Annotated in this window: 15 protein-coding genes and 1 riboswitch; of the genes, 14 read left to right on the forward strand and 1 reads right to left on the reverse strand. The window is 36.9% G+C overall.

Annotated elements, in window-relative coordinates; all coding sequences use genetic code 11:
* Positions 1–59 precede the first annotated feature (59 nt).
* On the forward strand, positions 60–587 hold the full coding sequence (locus tag NST63_RS02390) for a GNAT family N-acetyltransferase (protein ID WP_212946144.1): 528 nt from the start codon (positions 60–62) through the stop codon (positions 585–587).
* A gap of 86 nt (positions 588–673) precedes the next feature.
* Here NST63_RS02390 and NST63_RS02395 read toward each other — a convergent pair whose 3' ends face one another.
* On the reverse strand, positions 674–1,552 hold the full coding sequence (locus NST63_RS02395) for a LysR family transcriptional regulator (protein WP_341041176.1): 879 nt from the start codon (positions 1,550–1,552) through the stop codon (positions 674–676).
* Positions 1,553–1,712: 160 nt separating this feature from the next.
* Between NST63_RS02395 and NST63_RS02400 the strand changes: the two genes are divergently transcribed.
* From NST63_RS02400 to metH, 13 genes are all read left to right on the forward strand, one after another.
* A complete protein-coding gene (locus NST63_RS02400) occupies positions 1,713–2,807 on the forward strand; it encodes a citrate synthase/methylcitrate synthase (protein ID WP_341041177.1) in 1,095 nt (364 codons plus the stop codon).
* Positions 2,808–2,948: 141 nt separating this feature from the next.
* Positions 2,949–3,884 (forward strand): M15 family metallopeptidase, encoded by a 936-nt coding sequence (locus NST63_RS02405; protein ID WP_341041178.1) that lies wholly within the window; start codon positions 2,949–2,951, stop codon positions 3,882–3,884.
* Positions 3,885–4,206: 322 nt separating this feature from the next.
* Positions 4,207–4,782 carry a DUF2087 domain-containing protein gene (locus NST63_RS02410; RefSeq protein ID WP_058004023.1) on the forward strand — a complete coding sequence of 192 codons (576 nt, stop codon included), beginning with the start codon at positions 4,207–4,209 and terminating at the stop codon, positions 4,780–4,782.
* Between the two features lie 86 nt (positions 4,783–4,868).
* A complete protein-coding gene (locus NST63_RS02415) occupies positions 4,869–6,086 on the forward strand; it encodes an MFS transporter (protein WP_341041179.1) in 1,218 nt (405 codons plus the stop codon).
* An 89-nt stretch (positions 6,087–6,175) separates the two neighbouring features.
* The gene (locus NST63_RS02420) at positions 6,176–7,729 is read left to right on the forward strand and encodes an ATP-binding protein (protein ID WP_242598343.1); all 1,554 of its coding nucleotides are present in this window, start codon (positions 6,176–6,178) and stop codon (positions 7,727–7,729) included.
* The gene (locus NST63_RS02425) at positions 7,729–8,079 is read left to right on the forward strand and encodes an SCP2 sterol-binding domain-containing protein (protein ID WP_212946148.1); all 351 of its coding nucleotides are present in this window, start codon (positions 7,729–7,731) and stop codon (positions 8,077–8,079) included. Before NST63_RS02420 ends, NST63_RS02425 begins: the two co-directional genes overlap by 1 nt.
* Entirely contained in the window at positions 8,069–8,953 is an 885-nt protein-coding gene (locus tag NST63_RS02430) for a GNAT family N-acetyltransferase (protein ID WP_341041180.1), read from the forward strand. Before NST63_RS02425 ends, NST63_RS02430 begins: the two co-directional genes overlap by 11 nt.
* A 168-nt stretch (positions 8,954–9,121) precedes the next feature.
* On the forward strand, positions 9,122–9,688 hold the full coding sequence (locus tag NST63_RS02435; RefSeq protein ID WP_242598344.1) for a YkoP family protein: 567 nt from the start codon (positions 9,122–9,124) through the stop codon (positions 9,686–9,688).
* Positions 9,689–9,864: 176 nt separating this feature from the next.
* A complete protein-coding gene (locus NST63_RS02440; RefSeq protein WP_212946150.1) occupies positions 9,865–11,118 on the forward strand; it encodes an ammonium transporter in 1,254 nt (417 codons plus the stop codon).
* Positions 11,119–11,459: 341 nt separating this feature from the next.
* Positions 11,460–11,567, forward strand: a riboswitch (SAM riboswitch).
* A 99-nt stretch (positions 11,568–11,666) separates the two neighbouring features.
* Positions 11,667–12,788, forward strand: a complete 1,122-nt coding sequence (locus NST63_RS02445; RefSeq protein ID WP_212946151.1) for a methionine biosynthesis PLP-dependent protein — start codon at positions 11,667–11,669, stop codon at positions 12,786–12,788.
* Positions 12,785–14,056, forward strand: coding sequence for a cystathionine beta-lyase (gene metC, locus NST63_RS02450; RefSeq protein WP_341041181.1), 1,272 nt, complete (start codon positions 12,785–12,787; stop codon positions 14,054–14,056). The genes NST63_RS02445 and metC overlap by 4 nt, the downstream gene beginning before the upstream one ends.
* A 33-nt stretch (positions 14,057–14,089) precedes the next feature.
* Positions 14,090–15,934: a bifunctional homocysteine S-methyltransferase/methylenetetrahydrofolate reductase gene (locus tag NST63_RS02455; protein WP_341041182.1), complete on the forward strand. Its 1,845-nt coding sequence runs from the start codon at positions 14,090–14,092 to the stop codon at positions 15,932–15,934.
* Entirely contained in the window at positions 15,915–19,355 is a 3,441-nt protein-coding gene (metH, locus tag NST63_RS02460; protein WP_341041183.1) for a methionine synthase, read from the forward strand. Before NST63_RS02455 ends, metH begins: the two co-directional genes overlap by 20 nt.
* The last annotated feature ends 379 nt before the right edge of the window (positions 19,356–19,734 follow it).

The raw sequence follows: 19,734 nt of genomic DNA on the forward strand, positions 1-19,734 counted from the left end.
AAAATCCCGTATAATATATACACGGGATATTATTTTACAGAAATAGCGGGGGATCATCGATGAATCAGTTTGCTTTAGAAGGAAAAAACGTTTCACTGAGAAAACCTAGTTTCGAAGACTTAGAGTATGTGACATGGCTATGGGCGGATGAAGAAACAATGAAAACAATCGGTGGCCCGGTTCAATTCACCGAGGAAGAAAAAAGACGCTGGTATGAAGTTGTTGTAAACCCTAGTAACGGAAAGCATTTTTACTGTCTGATTTTCAACAAGGAAAATAAGCCAGTTGGAGAAATAAGTTTTCATGATTTCGATAAGATTGCCAAAACAGCAACCCTTAATATTAAAATTGCCTTTGGTGAAAGAAGGAAAGGCTATGCATCGGAAGCGGCAAAACTGATGCTCGACTACTATTTTAATGTGTGGAATGGAGAAATCATGAGGTATTCCACAAACAAGGATAATATAGAAGGACATGATGCTCTACTTCGGTTTGGATTTGGAAAAGTCTATGAAACGGATAAGGAGTTTCTTGTAGCCTTTATGAAGGATACGTTTAATTTAAAATATAATAGAAAAGCTAAGTAAAGTGTAAATCTATAATGATTTACACTTTTTTACTTGGTTGTTTTCGTATTGTTAGTAGCTCTTTTCTTAGTGGAATAAAAAGAGCACTATAACCGGAACTGGGATAAAAATTGTAAAAACTGAGTTTCTTTTTCGCTTTCGTGTTTGAGAATAGCGTAGGTTTTAGCAACAGGTAGGTGTAAAAAAGGACAGGGTGCTTCGAGTAAGCGTCCTTCTAATAATTCCCGTCGGACAGTTGAAGAAGGTAGAAAGGATATACCAAGTCCCTCCATAATAAAACGCCTTGTTACATGTACTTGTGATACAGCCATTGTTTTAATCGTAGGAATTTTTAAGCGAAGGGATCTAAGAAGTCCATCCCAATATTCAGGATGGTTATGGGTAATTAAATAATGATTCATTAATAGCTCCTCGGCATCAAGCGGTGGGGCTGTTTCACTATCTCTTCCATCATGTGGGACTACAAGAATGACGGGATCTTCATATAAGGGTCGACAAGTCAGCTCGGCATTTTTTATTTCTGAACGTGATAGACCTAGATCAACTTCTCCAGACAGAACCGCTTCAGGTATTTTGATAGAATCTAAAACTTGAACGGAGATTTCGATGTTTGGATAGGCAAGCATAAATTTTTTTAGGACATAGGGCATAATGGACTCGGCTATTAATGGAGACATCGCTAAAATTAGTTTTTGTGTGTAGCCCTGTCGAAAACGGTCCATTTCCGCTTTGCCTTCTTCGTATACTCCAATCATAGTTCTAGCAATGGGAATAAACTTTTTCCCTGCTTCTGTTAGAATAATTTTTCTTCCTTCTCTTTCAAACAATGAACTGCCTATTTCTTCTTCTAAGAGTTTAATATGGACTGTAACAGTTGGTTGAGAAATAAAAAGTTCTTCTGCTGTTTTGCGAAAATTCTCGTGCCTAGCTGCCGCAATAAAGGTATGCAACCATTTTAATTCCACTATATTTCACCCCTAATTATAAAAATTAATTGAATTGATTAAAAATGTTTAATTTTTTTAATCGATTATAGCATCTATACTTAAGATAACCAATAGAGATAGTTGATTATGAAGAAATTAGAACACATTGAATTCTCATAAAAACAAGGAGGATGATAAAATGCTTCAACACGGATTAAAGGGAGTTATTGCTGCTGAAACAGCAATTAGCTATATCGATGGGGAGAAAGGGCATTTAGTATACCGGGGGCTGGAAGCGAAGGATATTGCACTGAATTATTCATTTGAAGAAGCAGCACATTTTATATGGAATGGGTCCCTGCCCTCTCAAACAGAGGTGGAGTTACTTAGTGAAAAATTAAAGAAGTATCGGGTATTACCCGAGCATATGGAAAAGATGCTTCATCTTCTCCCAACTGATATGGAGATAATGAGTGTACTAAGAACGTTGATTTCAAGTTTGGGGAATTCGCATTTCCAATGGAAGCCAACTGTCGAGGAAGCAATTCAATTAACAGCTATTATTCCAACGATCATCGCTTATTGGCATAGGCGAAAAGCAGGGAAATCTCCCGTTGCTCCACATGAAAATTATGATCATGTTGCGAATTATTTATATATGTTAACTGGTGAAACACCATCCAATGTTCATGTGAAAACGTTAGAAACATATATGATATTAACATTGGAGCATGGAATGAATGCATCGACATTTTCTGCAAGAGTGACGATTTCCACTGAGTCGGATATGGTATCTGCGATTACCTCTGCTATTGGAACGATGAAGGGCCCGCTTCATGGGGGAGCACCTTCAGATGTAACGAAAATGCTCAATGGTATCGGAAGAAAGGAAAATGCTGAGAGTTGGTTGAGAGAGAAATTGGAAAATGGAGAAAGACTAATGGGGTTCGGTCATAGGATTTATAAAACAAAGGATCCGAGAGCATTAGCATTGAAGGATAAAGCATTAGAGGTTGGTCAGGATGATCCGTGGCTTGCACTTGCACTGTATGTTGAGGAAACAGCCATTCAACTATTAGAAGAATATAAACCGGGCCGAAAGCTGTACACAAATGTTGAGTTTTTTGCCGCTGCAGTCATGCGCTCCATTCATTTGGAGGATGACTTGTTCACCCCGACATTTACAGCGAGTAGAATAGTAGGTTGGACAGCACATGTATTAGAGCAAGCAGAGAGAAATGTTATCTTTCGACCGGAATCTCAGTATATTGGACAATTACCTACTTTATCATAAAAAATTCAAGAGGAGCCATCTGACAGTCAGATGGCTCCTATGATGTTGTAGAGAAAAAATCTTCTATATTGAACAGAAATATTGAAACCTTTTTCCACCTTAAAACGTCTGTAATAGTGATAATAAATAAGGGGACTTCTAATGAATAAATTGGCTCTTGCTTCATGCTTAATCCTCCTCCTTCTTACGGGATGTGGTGACAAAGATCACCCGTCTAATCAGGCAACAGGGAATAAGGAAGTATCTTCAGGGGTTGATAATAATCAATCACAAGAAGATACCGATAATAATCGACAGGAAGACATTCAAGGCGATAGTAGTGAACGAATAACTGAAAATAATACAAAGGAAAATGACGGTAGTAAACAGGATCAGAATAAAAATAACGAGACGCAATCAGATCAGAGGAAAGAAGTACCTCAGAATGATCAAATAAGTCAATCATCAGATAAAGTTGTTGATCATTCCAAGCAGGATTCTGTCTCTGTTGTTGGTAATCCGACTGCGATAACTGTTATGGTCAATAAATCCAATGCCCTGCCTAAAGGATATCGTCCAAATGATCTCGTCCGTCCAAAGGTGAAGTTTACTTTCGGGAGTCAGCAGCTAGATAAGGCATTAATGCGAGCAGAAGCTGCAGATGCACTAGAGAGGATGTTCAATCAAGCTTCCTCAAATGGGATTCAGCTTTATGCTGCATCAGGTTTTCGTTCCTATGAAACCCAAGAATATTTATTCAATCGGGAAATTGAACAGGTTGGTCGCCAAAAAGCGGAGCTTGCAGTGGCGAAACCGGGAACGAGTGAACACCAGACAGGATTAACAATGGATATTTCAGCAGCGAGCATGAACTATACGTTAGATGAAAGCTTTGAGCATAAACCAGAAGGTAAGTGGCTAGCAGAACATGCCCATGAATATGGATTTATTCTCCGTTATCCAAAGGGAAAAGAGAATATTACAAAATATCAATTTGAACCTTGGCATTTTCGATATGTAGGAAAGGAAATTGCAACTGAAATCTACCATAAGGGAATTACCCTTGAAGAATATTTTCAAAATAAAAAGGGAATTTAAGAAGCAAATCAATGCGCCCCCCGCATTTTATATAGATTCTAATGGCCTGTACTGTTATCAGTATGGGCCATTATTTTTTATTATACAAAGGGAAAAAAATGAACCACTTAAAAAGAGGTGGCGAAACAAAAAATATACGATAACCACTCAAAAAAGTGTACAAACCAGTCAAAAATCATCGAACCACTTAAAAAATTCCATTGTGATCGTAATGAACAGTCAAATTGAATAATAGGCTACAAAATATTCTGAAAAGACTTGTAAAAACAAGTTAATTTTATTATTATCTAATTAGATATATGTTGAATTAGGGGTGTTTAGTATGCAAATGAGTAAAATTGTTGATTTTCATAAAGCTTTGGGTGATTTAACGAGAGTGAGGATTATTGCACTGTTACAGCAAGGACCTCTTCATGGACAGGCGATTGCAGGAAAGCTAGGCTTGAAGCCGCCAACTATTACTCATCATATAGCAAAGCTGCGTGAGGTGGGGCTAATTAAGGAAAGGCGTGAAAAAAATACTATCTATTTTTCTTTAAATGAAAAGATTCTTAAAGGAAGTGCCATGGCGATATTAACTGTAGGAAAAGGGGGAGATCATATGGAAATGACAGTTACAGAAACAGAGAGAGCGAGTATTATTAATAATTTCTTTACAAGGGATGGTAAGTTAAAAACTATACCTGCGCAACGTAAGAAAAAGCTGGTGATATTAGCGCATATTGTAAGAGGCTTTGAATTTGGAAAGGTGTATCCTGAAAAAGAAGTGAATGAATACTTAAAGCAATTTCATGAAGACTATGCAACTTTAAGACGTGAATTGATTATGTGTCAATTTATGTACCGAGAAAATAATGAGTATGAAATGAATCCGCCTGAATTATGGTGGCTGCGCTAAAAAAATGGATAGAACCTATCCATATTTTTTTGCTCAACTAATTCGACATTTATTTAATTAGATAATCATTAAAGTAGGTGGATAAAATGAAGATATCCTTATTGAAACAAGAAAAATCATACCGAAAATTATTTGCAGCGGGAATCATTAATGGAATTGGGGACAGATTTAGCCAGGTTGCTATGCTTACTTTAATTATTCAACTAACAGGATCTGGTCTAGCGGTGGGAGTAACAATGGCTCTTCGTTTACTTCCTTTCCTGTTATTTGGTCCTTTAGGTGGGCGGCTTGCAGATCGCTTTTCAAGAAAACGGGTGCTGATCACAACGGATCTTGTGCGAATCTTCTTTGCATTATCTTTTTTACTTGTAAATAGTAAAGAGGATATTTGGATTATTTATATAGGCTCCTTCATTTTAGCGGCAGGTGAAGCAATTTATGCCCCGACACGAAAGGCCTCGATTCCTAGAATGGTAAAAAAAGAAAACCTATTAATGGTAAATAGTTTGGAACAAGTAATGGTTGGTATTGTATTAATTGGAGGGGCATTTTCAGGTGGCCTCGTTTCTTATTTATTTGGACCAGATATGACTTTTTGGTTGAATGGACTATCATTTTTAGTTGCTGCTCTTTTTATTTCCAGCATTGCTTTTCCTGAAATAGACTTAGACAACAATTCAAATCCATCTAATTCAAGATTTCTTTCTGAACTAAAAAAGGTAATTATACTTTCTTTACCTTTACAAGTGATTTTATTATGTGAATTGATTATTTCATTGCTGAATGGAATCGATAATGTGTTAATTAGTATTTACGCAGTAGAAGAATACAAACTTGGCGAAGTAGGGGTTGGGCTTTTTTATGGAGCGCTTGGGATTGGGTTAATTACAAGCTTTACAGTTGCAAAGAGAATAAAGAAGCATTTTTTAATAATAGGACTTTTCTGTTTAATATTGGAAGGATTAGGACTAGTCCTATTAAGTCAGGTCTATTTGGTATTCCTTTCGTTTGTGGTTTTCTGTTTTATTGCACTTATGTCGGGGATTGGAAATGCTTGCTTTGATACAGTTTTAATGAAGGAGGTACCCGAAAAATATCAAGGTACAATGTTTGCTCTATCTGCCACAATATCGAATACATTGCTGGGAATATCGATGTTTTTAGCTGGTATCGTCTTAGAGATCATTGATCCACGATTATTAGGATGTCTTGGAGGCATATCTTTTATGTTTGTAGCCATTGCTTTGATTTTTATGTTGAAGATAAAAAGGAAGAAATATGTAAAATATTTTCGCAATATTTAGATGAATATATTACTTTGAGGAGAAATGTGGTGTAAAATAATTATTGGAACATTATGATTAATACAACTAGATAAATGGGGGTTCAAACGATGGGAAATGATCCAATGAATAATCAAATAAGTGATGTTCATATAGGACAATTAGCTTCAGTTGGACAAATAGCAGCAGGAATTGCTCATGAGGTAAGGAATCCTTTAACCTCTGTAAAGGGTTTTTTACAGCTATTAAAAGAAAAAAGTCCTGATACCTATATTGATGTAGCTGAGGCGGAATTGAACAATGCATTACTTACTCTAGAGAACCTCCTTCAAGTTTCTAAACCGGATATGGAAGATGAATTATTATCCACTTTTAATTTATGTGCAGAAATAGAATCGATCCTTTACTTATTTCAAGACCAACAATATCGAGTGAAATTAGAAACTAATTTTGAAAACGTCGATTCAGCTATTGTCTCAGGTAAAAGAAATCAGTTGAAAAAGACCTTTTTTAATTTATTTAAGAATGCGTTTGAAGCGATTCCTGATAAGGGAACCATCTATGTGAATCAATTTATTCGTGATGGGTATGTATATATTTTAGTTAAAGACACGGGAGTTGGGATACCAAAAGATAAGTGTGCGCTGCTTGGTACCCCCTTTTTTACTACAAAGGAAAATGGGACAGGAATGGGGTTAACACAGGTTTTTACAACGATTTACCAGCATGGTGGTCGTATTGAAGTGGATAGTGAAGAAAATGTAGGGACAACTTTCCGTATTATCCTTCCGATAGATATATCACATATACAGCATGGAGTGGTTAGATTGAATATTAAAAATGTAGAAAGTGGAAATTTGAAGGAATACTTATTAGAAAATCAAGATGTGTTTGAACAGCATTTATTATCAGAGGCAGTAAACGTACGCGATAAAATTAACGAAATACATACTATAGGAAATATTGATTTGTTAGGGAATGCACAAAAACTAGTTTTGTTCATAGTAGAAAATCGCCGTCACGAATTGATGATGTTTGCTCAAAAAGAAGGGGAAGCATGGGCAAAACATTCGTTAACCATTGCGTTTAAGTTAGAATGGCTTCAAGCCATTCGTCGTGTGCTGTGGAATTTCCTTTATAATTTTGATCGTATTAGAGGGACTGAAACGAATCGTGAAGAGTTCTTTACTCTGGAAAAAAATATCAATGACCTCATTGATCAATTTTTAAATAGCTTCTTTATTAGCTATACGAACTATAAAGAAGAAGTACTTCAATCCCAACAGGAGATAATAGAAGATTTATCAGTGCCGATTATCCCGATTATCGATTCGATGTGTATATTGCCTTTAATTGGCAAGGTGGATAATGACAGAATGTTGGGGATGAAGGAAAAGATTTTTAATCAAATCAGTCAATACAAAATTATGACGCTCATCATGGACTTTTCTGGGGTTGCTATTATTGAAGAGGAGGCCATTCTTTACTTTCTAAAAATTTTAGAAGGGATTAGTATGATGGGATGTAAAACGATTATTACAGGGATTCGTCCTGAATGTGTAAATACAATGATTGATTTAAATTTAACTATTACAGATAAAGCAGAAACATATGGGACGTTAAATCAGGCTTTGGAGAAATATTTGATGAGGAGAGATGTATAGTGACTGATCTAACAAATAAAACAGTTGATCAAATATGGATTGACATCGAAAGGCTGATGAATGAGAATCCTATTCCATTTAAGGATTTAAATGTGATCTATCAATTTGATTTAACTGGGGAAGATGGTGGAACCTTTCAACTGGTATTTTCCAATGAAACAGTAAAGGTTTTACGTAATGAGTTTAAAGAGCCGAAATGTACACTTAAAATGAAGGTAACTGACTTCAAAAAGTTTTTACAAGGGACGATGAATAGTGCTGCAGCATTTATGATGGGGAAATTAAAAGTACAAGGAAGTATTGGATTAGCATTGAAGCTGGAAAGCTTATTAGGTGAATATGAGCTATAACTTAGAAATTAAAGCAATAGACGACTTGAGAGTTGCAGCTGCATTTATATCAAAATGCAACTCCACTTCCCATCAGCATGTTGGCTATTGCGGTGAGAATGAGAAGGAAATTCTACATACCCTTGAATATGACTTTTCGGATCTGCCCCTTGCAGAGTCATTGATTGGGGCTTTTCACCATGATCAGCTTGTAGGTGTTCTTGGGTTAGATATAGAGAAGGATTCTCAAGAAGTAGAAATTTGGGGCCCTTTTATCCAGTGGGATGATTGGTTAGATGTTGCACATAAGATGTGGGATGGGTTAATAAAAAAGTTATCTATTCCTGTCCAACAATATAACGGCTTTTATCATAAGGAACATCAGTATGCAGCTCCATTTATGGATCAGCTTCAATTTGAGAAGGGAAATGCTCATTATATATTAATTGCTAAACCATCTCCAGACGATTCTCTCTGTGAAGAAGGGATTCAGGAAATAACAAGCGATTTATTTCCGACATTTATTACTTTGCATCAAGAGTTGTTTCCTCATACATATTATAATGGTGAGGACATTATTCAACGATTAAACGAGGATCGAAAAGTTCTTATTTCCAAGGATAACGAGGAATTACAGGGCTATGTATATTTCGAGGCAAATCCTGAATTTAATGAAGGGAGTCTGGAATATATTGGTGTCTCGCAAGACCATCGTAAAAAAGGTGTCGGAAAACGATTGATAAGGTCTGCTTTATTTCAACTCTTTAACCATTTTTCGATTGAAGAAATTCAATTATGTGTAGCTGCAGAAAATGAGAAGGCATTAAAATTATATAAAAGTGCTGGTTTTTTAGTGAAAAATAAGCTTATTTCCTATAGAAGAAAGGAAATCTAAATAAGTATTTTGCATATAATATCAATGTCAATAAACTCCTCACTGAATGATTGTGTGGGAGTTTATTTTTATACCGCTATACTATTTACCAGCTTTATAAGAGATTGAAAACGCAGGAAGATGCTCATCCTATAAAAAGATGGTTAGTTGAAAGGGGATAAGATCATTTTGTTTATACGACATTCAATCATCTCTTTGTGGACATTATTTGATCCTTTTTATCATTTAGTTAGAAGGCTGAAATATATTGGTACATTTCAAAACAGAAAAGCTGTGTTTCGGGTAAAGTTGACCAAATATAAAGGGAAGGATTTTCTTTTATCAGATGGAACTTTAATTACAAAAAATGATCGTTTGCTTAAAATTCATCTTCATAATGTTCGTATACTGAAGGAAGTGATTAAAGTGAATGATTCATTACACAGAACACGAGCGATTTATCGAATGGTGGAACAATCGATGCCAATTTTAGCTATGTTTCTGGAAAATCATCGTAGGGTTGATGATATAAAAGGAATTATCGGAATTACGATGCTCAATAAGGGTGTAAAGAAACTTGGGTTTGAGCTAATGTATCCAGAAAACGGATTTTATATTCATTTTAAGCGAATATCGCAAATGCCTATTTATCTTCTTTCTACAACATCCTTGTCAATTAAAAAGATAAAAAGAAAAAAACCAACATATTTATTAATGTCGAAGGAACAATTATTTGAGAAATATTTAGGGGCTTAAGCCTCTTTTTTTTTGTCTTTTTAATTTCGTGTAATGTTTATTAACATTAATTTTTAGATTTTTTACAATTCTCTATTGACACACGCTTAAAATCCACTAAAATAATAAGAAAAAATATAATCATGTTAGATTTTTTAACATGAATTATGCAATTAAACTTACAGGGAGGTTTTTATATGGCAGTAGAGATATTAATGAACAATATGTGGGTAATGTTGGGGGCTATCTTAGTTATCCTCATGCAAGGGGGATTCATTTTACTGGAGTGTGGATCTACTCGAATGAAAAATGCGGGACATATAGCTGGAAAAACAATTTTTACTTTTGGGATTGGATCACTTATTTTTTGGGCCTGTGGGTATGCATTTATATTTGGTGAAAACTCTAACTTTTTTGTTGGACTATCACACTTTTTTTACTCGAGCAATGAATTGAATGGTGAACTTTCTTCTTCTGTCTTCTTCTTATTCCAATTAGCATTTGCAACAATTGCATTAACCATTGCATTTGGTGGTTTTGCTGAACGTGCTAAATTCTCCACTTATGTTATTTTTTCTATCTTATTTTCGATTATGGTCTACCCAGTAATTGCCCATTGGATTTGGGGTGGTGGCTGGCTTGCCGAGCATGGTAAGCAAGATTTTGCAGGGTCTACAGTTGTTCACTTGACGGGGGCGATGGCCGCCTTAGCAGCAACATTATTATTGAAACCAAGAATAGGTAAGTACAATAAGGATGGTTCAGTTAATCAAATTTTGGGACATAATCAGGTGTTTACTGCATTAGGAGTTTTAATTTTGTGGATTGGTTGGTTTGGTTTCAATGCAGGTAGCACATTATCTGTCTCAGAAGGGTTTTTTGGATTTGTTGCTTTAAATACAAACTTAGCTGCGGGATCAGGAGCATTAGGGGCACTTCTTATTTCGTGGTTATTGCTAGGAAAAGCAGATGTACCGGCAATTTTAAATGGAGCATTGGCAGGGCTAGTAGCGATTACAGCATCATGTGCGTTTGTAGCTACGTGGGCAGCAGTGGTTATTGGCTTTATCGCTGGTATTTTAGTATATTATAGCATGAGATTTTTTGATAAAAGAAACATTGATGATCCGATATATGCATTATCAGTTCACGGGACAGCGGGTATATGGGGAACATTATCTACAGGATTTTTTGCTACGAAGGAACTTGCAACTGTTGGATCCCCAGGCTTATTTTACGGAGGTGGATTTCATCAATTAGGGGTGCAGTTTCTGGGTGTTTTCGCTTCTGGGTTGTATGCCTTTCTTGTATCATATGTCATTTTATTTGTAATGAAGAAAATGATGAAGGGGCTTCGTGTCACTGAAGAAGAAGAGACCATTGGACTCGATTTAAGTGAACATGGTAGCTATGGCTATCCGGAACTCGTATCAAAAGAAAAAATAAGCTGATTCAACTCTATTGAATCATTGATACATCTTTTCCTTTGACTAATAAGGTTCTTTTTTTAAACATCCTTGCATTTTAAGTATAGTTTTAACGAATAACTATCGGTTGAAGATCGCTACACCTATTTAATTATATCAGTTGTGAATATGCATAAATACTTTAGGATATGTAGTTTTAGCAGCAGGTTAGCGAGTGGTGTGTTTATTTAATGGACCTTTATGAGAGAGTAGGTATAAAAGATTCAAATAATTAAATGAAGTTAAAAAATCTTGATTATTTAATAATTTTATTGTACATTTAACATTAAGTTTGAAAATTTTTAACACATAAACTATATAGTTAAATCTTATCTAGAGAGGTCGAGGGACTGGCCCTATGACGCCTCAGCAACCAGTCAACATGATTGATATGGTGCTAATTCCAGCAGGTTTTATAACCTGAACGATAAGGAGAATCTAATGGCTAATTGGGACTTCTTCTTATAGAAGTCCCTTTTTTAGTTGTATGTTCTCCTCATAGTCCAAGTAAAAATGAGGGAGGAAGTTTTAAATTGAGCAATCATCATATTGAAACGAATCTTGTTCAAATTGGTAATCGAAGTGAATCCGAGACAGGAGCAGTCAATCCACCTATTTTTTTATCGACTGCTTATCGCCATGAGGGAATAGGATTGTCAACAGGATTTGACTATTCACGAACCAAAAATCCAACCCGTGCGTTGCTAGAAGATAGCTTTGCGAAATTAGAGGAGGGAGATCAAGGATTTGCCTGCAGTTCTGGGATGGCAGCTATACAATTGGTTTTATCTCTTTTTGAAAGTGGAGATGAATTAATTGCATCTGATGATTTATATGGGGGAACCTATCGCCTATTTGAACATTATGCGAAGGCATATGGAATCGTAACGAAATATATAAATGTAAATGATATTGAGTTAGTAAATGAATCAATCACTGAAAAAACAAAAGCGATCTTTATTGAAACACCTACAAATCCACTGATGGTGGAAACGGATATTACGAAAGTGGCCACTTTTACTAAAGATCACCAACTATTGCTCATTGTCGATAATACCTTTTTAACTCCATATCTTCAAAAACCAATTCTTTCTGGCGCTGATATTGTTGTGCATAGCGCAACGAAGTACATTGGTGGACATAATGATGTACTTGCTGGACTTGTTGTGGCAAAGGGCAAAGAGATCTGTGAGAAGCTTTCTGCTTTTCATAATGGTGCAGGTGCAGTATTATCACCTTTTGATTCTTGGCTGTTAATAAGAGGCTTAAAAACTTTAGCATTACGAATGGAGAAGCATGTAGATAATGCAAAACATCTAGTGGAATTTTTAAATGAACGTCAAGAAGTAACTGATGTTTTGTATCCGGGTAGAGGTGGGATGGTTTCTTTTCGTTTGGAAAAAGAGGAGTGGATTTCGCCGTTTTTAAGGAACTTAAAGCTTATAACTTTTGCTGAAAGCTTAGGTGGAGTTGAAAGCTTTATTACTTATCCTGCTACGCAAACTCATGGAGATATACCTGAGGAAATTAGAATAAAGAATGGGGTCTGTAATCGATTGCTGCGCTTCTCTGTAGGAATTGAATATGTTGAAGACATAAAGAACGATCTTGAACAGGCTTTTCAGTTGCTTCAGAAGGAGGAACGATTCCTATGAGTAGAAGCCAAAATGATTTTGATATTGAAACAAGACTTACTTCTCAATCAGCATTTATCGACTCGGCTACAGGGGCTGTCAATCCACCGATTCATTATTCTTCAACATTTCATCAACATCAATTTGATCAATTTGGGCCATATGATTATAGTCGTTCTGGTAATCCAACGCGTAAGGTACTCGAGGATATGATTGCGAATTTAGAAGGGGGGGCCAAAGGATTTGCCTTTGCATCTGGGATGGCCGCTATTTCTTCTGCTTTTATGCTTCTTTCTGCTGGAGACCATGTTCTGATCTCGGAAGATGTGTATGGTGGTACATTTCGAATGATTACTCAGGTCCTGTCAAGATTTAAGATTGAACACACCTTTGTCAATATGACAGATTTAAGTGAAGTAGCCCGTTCCTTTCAACCAAACACGAAAGTAGTTTATGTTGAAACGCCTTCTAATCCACTTTTGCACATTACAGATATAGAAGAAGTGGTGAGATTAGCCAAAGCTAAAAATTGTTTCGTCTTTGTTGACAATACATTCATGACGCCTTTTTTGCAAAGACCACTTGAGTTGGGAGCGGATATTGTAATACATAGTGCGACAAAGTTTTTATCTGGTCATAGTGATGTCGTTGCAGGTCTAGCTGTGGTTAAAGATGAACAATTGGCGGAACAATTAGGCTATATTCAAAATGCATTTGGCTCAATTTTAGGAGTCCATGATTGCTGGCTACTATTACGTGGGATGAAAACATTAGGTGTTCGACTGAAGCAATCCTCCCAGTCGGCAAATGAGATTGCATTACGTTTGCAAAGTCATCCACTGATTGAAGCGGTATATTATCCAGGATTTACAACACACCCAGGACACTCCGTCCATATTCGACAATCATCAGGAGCAGGTGCGGTTCTTTCTTTTAGCTTACCTAATCAGGCAACCACTAAATTATTTGTTGAAAGTCTTAAGATTCCTGTGTTTGCTGTTAGTTTGGGTGCCGTTGAATCCATTCTGTCCTATCCGGCTACAATGTCCCATGCTGCGATGCCAAAAAAGGAAAGAGAGAAAAGAGGAATTACAGATGGATTATTACGTTTATCTGTGGGATTAGAAAATGTGGATGACTTAATTAAGGACATTGAGCAAGCTCTGTTAGTGGCTAGTAAAATTGGCAGTAAAATTTTACCTAGTAAAATTGGCAGTAAAATTTTACCTAGTAAAATTGGCAGTAAAATTTTACCTAGTAAAATTGGCGAGGTTACCGAGCATGTATAGCCGATTAGCATTAAAAGGGGGAGTGTGGTTCGGATGAACATTGTTGAGAAACTAAAATCTTCTGTACTAGTAGCAGATGGTGCGATGGGAACCCTTCTTTATTCTTACGGGAAGGATACTTGCTATGAGGAATTTAATTTGTCTCACCCAGATGAAATAATTAATATTCATCAAGCTTATATACAAGCAGGTGCACAGGTAATACAGACCAATACATATGGAGCAAATTATTTTAAATTGAGCCAATATGGTCTTGAGGAGCAAGTAAAAGCAGTGAATACAGAAGCGGTTCGTATCGCCAAAAAGGCCGCAACCAAAGAAACCATCATCTTAGGTTCCTTTGGTGGATACAGAGGCATTCGTAAGGCGGATATTACATTATCAGAAATTAAAAGAAGTTTTAGAGAACAGTTATTTCATATCCTTAATGAAGGTGTAGATGGAATTTTGCTTGAAACCTTTTACGATGTGGAAGAGCTTTTGGCGATAGTTGAAATTGCTAAAAAAGAGTCAGATCTTCCGGTTATTGCTCAATTCTCTTTGCTAGAACCGGGTGTCCTGCAGAATGGAATGGAATTAAGGGAAGGGTTATACCGGTTGGAGGAGATGGGAGCAGATGTAATTGGTTTAAATTGTCGGCTCGGACCTCATCATATGATTCAATCGCTAGAAGAAATCCCTTTACCGAAGAATGCCTTTCTATCTGCCTATCCAAATGCAAGTTTACTTGATTATGAGGATGGAAGATTTGTTTTTACGAATAATGCAACGTATTTCAAGGATTGTGCTGTCCAATTAGTGAAGCAAGGAGTTCGGCTTATCGGGGGATGTTGTGGGACAACACCTGAGCATATAAGAGCCATCACAGAGGGGATTGAGGGACTCCTGCCGATTACAAATAAGGTGGTTAAGCCTTCTAAAGAAAAGATCGAATTAGCTATAACCCAAGTTCCTACTGAACCCCCATTACACGAAATTGTTAAGGGGAGAACCTCTATTATTGTCGAATTAGACACACCTAAGCATCTGCAAACAGAAAGATTTATAGAAGGGGCAAAAGCATTAAAAGCGGCAAATATTGATGCAATTACGATGGCCGATAATTCATTGGCTTCCCCACGAATTAGCAATGTTGCTATGGGAACAATCTTAAAGGAACAATACAATATTCGCCCGCTCGTACACATTACATGTCGTGATCGAAATTTGATTGGCTTGCAATCACATTTGATGGGATTGGATGCCTTAGGCATTGATCAGGTTCTTGCAGTCACAGGTGATCCTTCAAAAATAGGTGATTTTCCTGGGGCGACATCGGTATATGATGTGTCCTCCATTGATTTAATTCAAATGATCAAACAATTTAATGAGGGACTCTCTTATTCTGGGAAATCACTACGAAAAAAAGCTTCTTTCTCTGTAGCGGCCGCTTTTAATCCGAATGTACGGAATATTGATCGTGCAGTTGGCAGACTAGAGAGAAAGATAAAGAGTGGGGCAGATTATTTTATAACCCAACCTCTGTTTAGTGAAGAAAAAATTATAGAAGTATATGAAGCGACCAAACATTTACAGACACCTATTTATATTGGCATTATGCCATTAACTAGTTATAAAAATGCAAACTTCCTTCACCATGAGGTTCCAGGGATTACGTTAACTGATGCGATTTTATCGGCTATGGAAAGGGCAGCAGATGATCCACTTCAAGCAACGACAGAAAGCTTGGCTATTTCAAAATCTCTTATTGATACAGCAATGGAATATTTTAATGGTATTTATTTAATTACCCCATTTATTCGCTATGATTTAACGATTGAATGCTCGAATTATATTCATGCAAAGGAGAATGTCGTCCATGTCACAAACCGTATTTGAACAACAATTAAAGAAGAGGATTCTCATATTAGATGGTGCGATGGGGACGATGATTCAATCGAAAAATCTATCGGCAAGTGACTTTGGAGGCGAAGAGTATGAAGGATGTAATGAATATCTAAGTATCACTGCTCCAAAAATTATTGAAGAGATTCATAGGGAATATCTTGCTGCAGGTGCGGATGTCATTGAAACGAATACATTTGGTGCAACTAGTACGGTTTTAGATGAGTATCAGTTAGGAAATCAAGCGGAGGAAATCAATTATGTATCTGCAAAAATTGCCAAAAAGGTGGCGGATGAATTTTCGACAGTGGCGCATCCACGTTTTGTTGCTGGGTCAATGGGGCCGACAACGAAAACCTTATCTATAACAGGTGGGGCGACATTTGAACAATTAAGAGCAGCCTACGAGGAACAAGCTCGAGGACTAATTCGTGGTGGAGTAGATATTCTTCTTTTGGAAACATCACAAGATTTATTAAATGTAAAGGCTGCCTATCTTGGGATAACAACAGCATTTGAACAAACAAAAAAGCAAGTTCCCCTTATGATATCTGGAACAATTGAACCGATGGGAACAACTTTGGCTGGTCAGAGTATTGAGGCATTTTATATCTCCGTTGAGCATATGAATCCTGTTGCAGTTGGACTTAATTGTGCAACAGGACCGGAATTTATGGCAGAGCATATTCGTTCCCTTTCTAATTTATCGACGACTGCTGTCAGTTGTTATCCAAACGCAGGTTTACCAGATGAGGAAGGCAATTACCATGAAACACCTGAATCACTGGCAGCAAAAATTAAGGCTTTTGCCGAAAAGGGCTGGTTAAATCTAGCCGGAGGTTGTTGTGGAACGACTCCTGCACATATTAAAGCAATGGTGGATGCTTTAAAAGATATTCACCCTAGAATCGCGAATACTAGCCATCCGCATGCAGTATCTGGGATTGAACCATTTATTTATGAGGATGAAAGTAGTAGGCCGTTATTCGTAGGTGAACGTACCAATGTCATTGGTTCCCGTAAATTTAAACGTCTCATTGCTGAAGGTAGATTTGAAGAGGCGAGCGAGGTCGCCCGTGCGCAAGTAAAAAATGGGGCACATATTATTGATATTTGTTTGGCAGACCCTGACCGTGAAGAATTAGAGGATATGGAGAACTTTATCCAAGAAGTTGTAAAAAAGGTGAAAGTACCATTGATGATCGATTCGACGGATGAAAATGTAATTGAATGTGCATTTAGATTTTGCCAAGGGAAAAATATAATCAATTCGATAAATCTAGAAAATGGCGAGGAGAGATTTGAAAAAGTAACCCCCCTTTTGCATCAGTATGGTGGTGCAATTGTTGTTGGGACAATTGATGAAAAAGGCATGGGAGTTACAGCCGAACGGAAGCTGGAAATTGCCTTACGATCCTTTGATCTTTTAGTAAATAAGTATAAAGTCAATCCTCATGATATTATTTTTGATCCTCTTGTTTTTCCTGCTGGTACAGGGGATGAGCAATATTTCCGAGCAGCTAAAGAAACCGTTGAAGGGATTCGTCTAATTAAGGAACAGCTTCCTAAATGCCAAACAATTTTAGGGGTGAGTAATGTTTCATTTGGCTTACCTCCTGCCGGTCGTGAAGTATTAAACTCGGTTTTTCTTTACCATTGTACAAAAGCAGGACTAGACTATGCGATTGTAAATACGGAGAAACTGGAACGTTTTGCTTCGATCCCTGAATTAGAGGTACAAATGGCTGAACAGCTTCTATTTGATACGAGTGAAAAGGCACTAACGGTGTTTACAGAATTTTATCGTGGGAAGAAGAAAGAAAAAAAGGTAGATGTACAGCAATTATCACTCCCTGAGAGAATAGCTAGTTATGTCATCGAAGGGACGAAGGAAGGATTAATTGATGATTTGCAAAAGGCATTGAAGGAATACCCTTCTCCATTGGAAATAATTAATGGACCACTGATGGATGGAATGGCAGAAGTAGGGCGTCTTTTTAATGATAATCAGTTGATCGTAGCGGAAGTATTACAAAGTGCTGAGGTCATGAAATCATCAGTCTCTTTTTTAGAACCGTATATGGAAAAAAATGATACATCGAGTTCGAAAGGAAAAATTCTACTTGCAACAGTAAAAGGTGATGTTCATGATATAGGGAAAAATTTAGTGGATATTATTTTAAATAATAATGGTTATGATGTTGTTGATCTTGGAATTAAAGTAGCTCCAGCGGAACTCATTGAAGCCATTAGAAGAGAAAAGCCCAAGTTGATTGGATTATCAGGATTATTAGTGAAATCCGCCCAGCAAATGGTTGCTACTGCTCAAGACTTGAAAGAAGCTGACATTAGTATTCCGATGTTAGTGGGAGGGGCAGCTTTATCGAGAAAATTTACCCTTAATAAAATCGTACCTGAGTATGATGGTTTGGTCGTTTACGCAAAGGATGCGATGGATGGATTATCACTTGCCAATCGATTACAGGATGAGAAGGAAAGAGAAATTCTATTACAAGAACAGCGGCAAAAACAGCTTCAACAATTAGAAATTGACCGAACAATTGAACGCCCTGCGAAGAAGGTGATTGAACGTTCATCTGTCGCGAAGGATGCGCAAGTATATATACCTTCTGATTTGAAAACACATATTTTACGAGACTATTCGGTGTCACACATCGAGCCTTATGTAAATAGGCAAATGTTACTTGGCCATCATTTAGGTCTTAAAGGAAAGTTGTCGAAACTCCTTGCCGAACAAGACGAAAAAGCATTGAAGCTATCACAACAGGTAGACGAACTCTTAGAATTAGCAAAGAGGGAAAAGATTATTGTGCCATCTGCCATCTTTCAATTTTTTCCTGCTCAGTCCGATGGTGATGATGTAATTATATATGACCCTGATACACCGAGCGTAATACTTGAACGATTTACATTTCCGAGACAGAACAAGAAACCGTATCTTTGCCTTGCAGATTTTTTACGATCGAAAGATAGTGGTGTGATGGATTATGTAGGTATGTTTGCAGTGGTTGCAGGGAAAAACATTCGTGAACGAGCTCAGCGCTTTAAAGCAGAAGGGGACTATTTCAGAAGTCATGCATTGCAAGCGATGGCTCTTGAATTTGCTGAAGGCTTTGCGGAGAGAGTCCACCAGCTTATGCGGGATCAATGGGGATTTCCAGATGCGCCAGAGTTTACGATGCAGCAACGATTTGCTGCTAAATATCAAGGACAACGTTTCTCGTTTGGCTATCCAGCCTGCCCAAATCTTGAAGACCAAGAAAAACTTTTTAAGCTACTCCACCCTGAAAGGATTGGTCTTCAATTAACAGAAGGGTTTATGATGGAACCTGAAGCAGCGGTAACGGCGATTGTTTTTTCCCATCCTGAAGCCAGGTATTTTAATGTTATGTGAATTTGATGGGTATTGCTCTTTTCTCAAACATTATTGATCTTAGTGGGTGAAAAACCCTAACCCCTTTTATTTTACTGAGAAAAGAGCTGCTACCTTTATAATAACCGATGAATACTTTATTAAGTGTAAAAGCTAGTAGTAGGGTTTGGGTTTTTCTTTTACATACGCAACAAACGATACTAATCAAACGTTTGATTAATTATTTTCTTTGTTGATGCATCTATTGAGATAGCGATCTATCTATTTTAATCAAACGTTTGAATAATAGGATTTTTTGGGAATCTGGCAGCAGATTCTTATTTTTGTTTGCAACTAATATTGCTGCCATTTTCTAATTATGGAAAAAATTAATATACATCTTAATTCTAGGTAGGTGATT

The sequence above is a fragment of the Heyndrickxia sp. FSL W8-0496 genome, from assembly GCF_038007825.1.
Lineage (GTDB): Bacteria > Bacillota > Bacilli > Bacillales > Bacillaceae_C > Heyndrickxia > Heyndrickxia oleronia.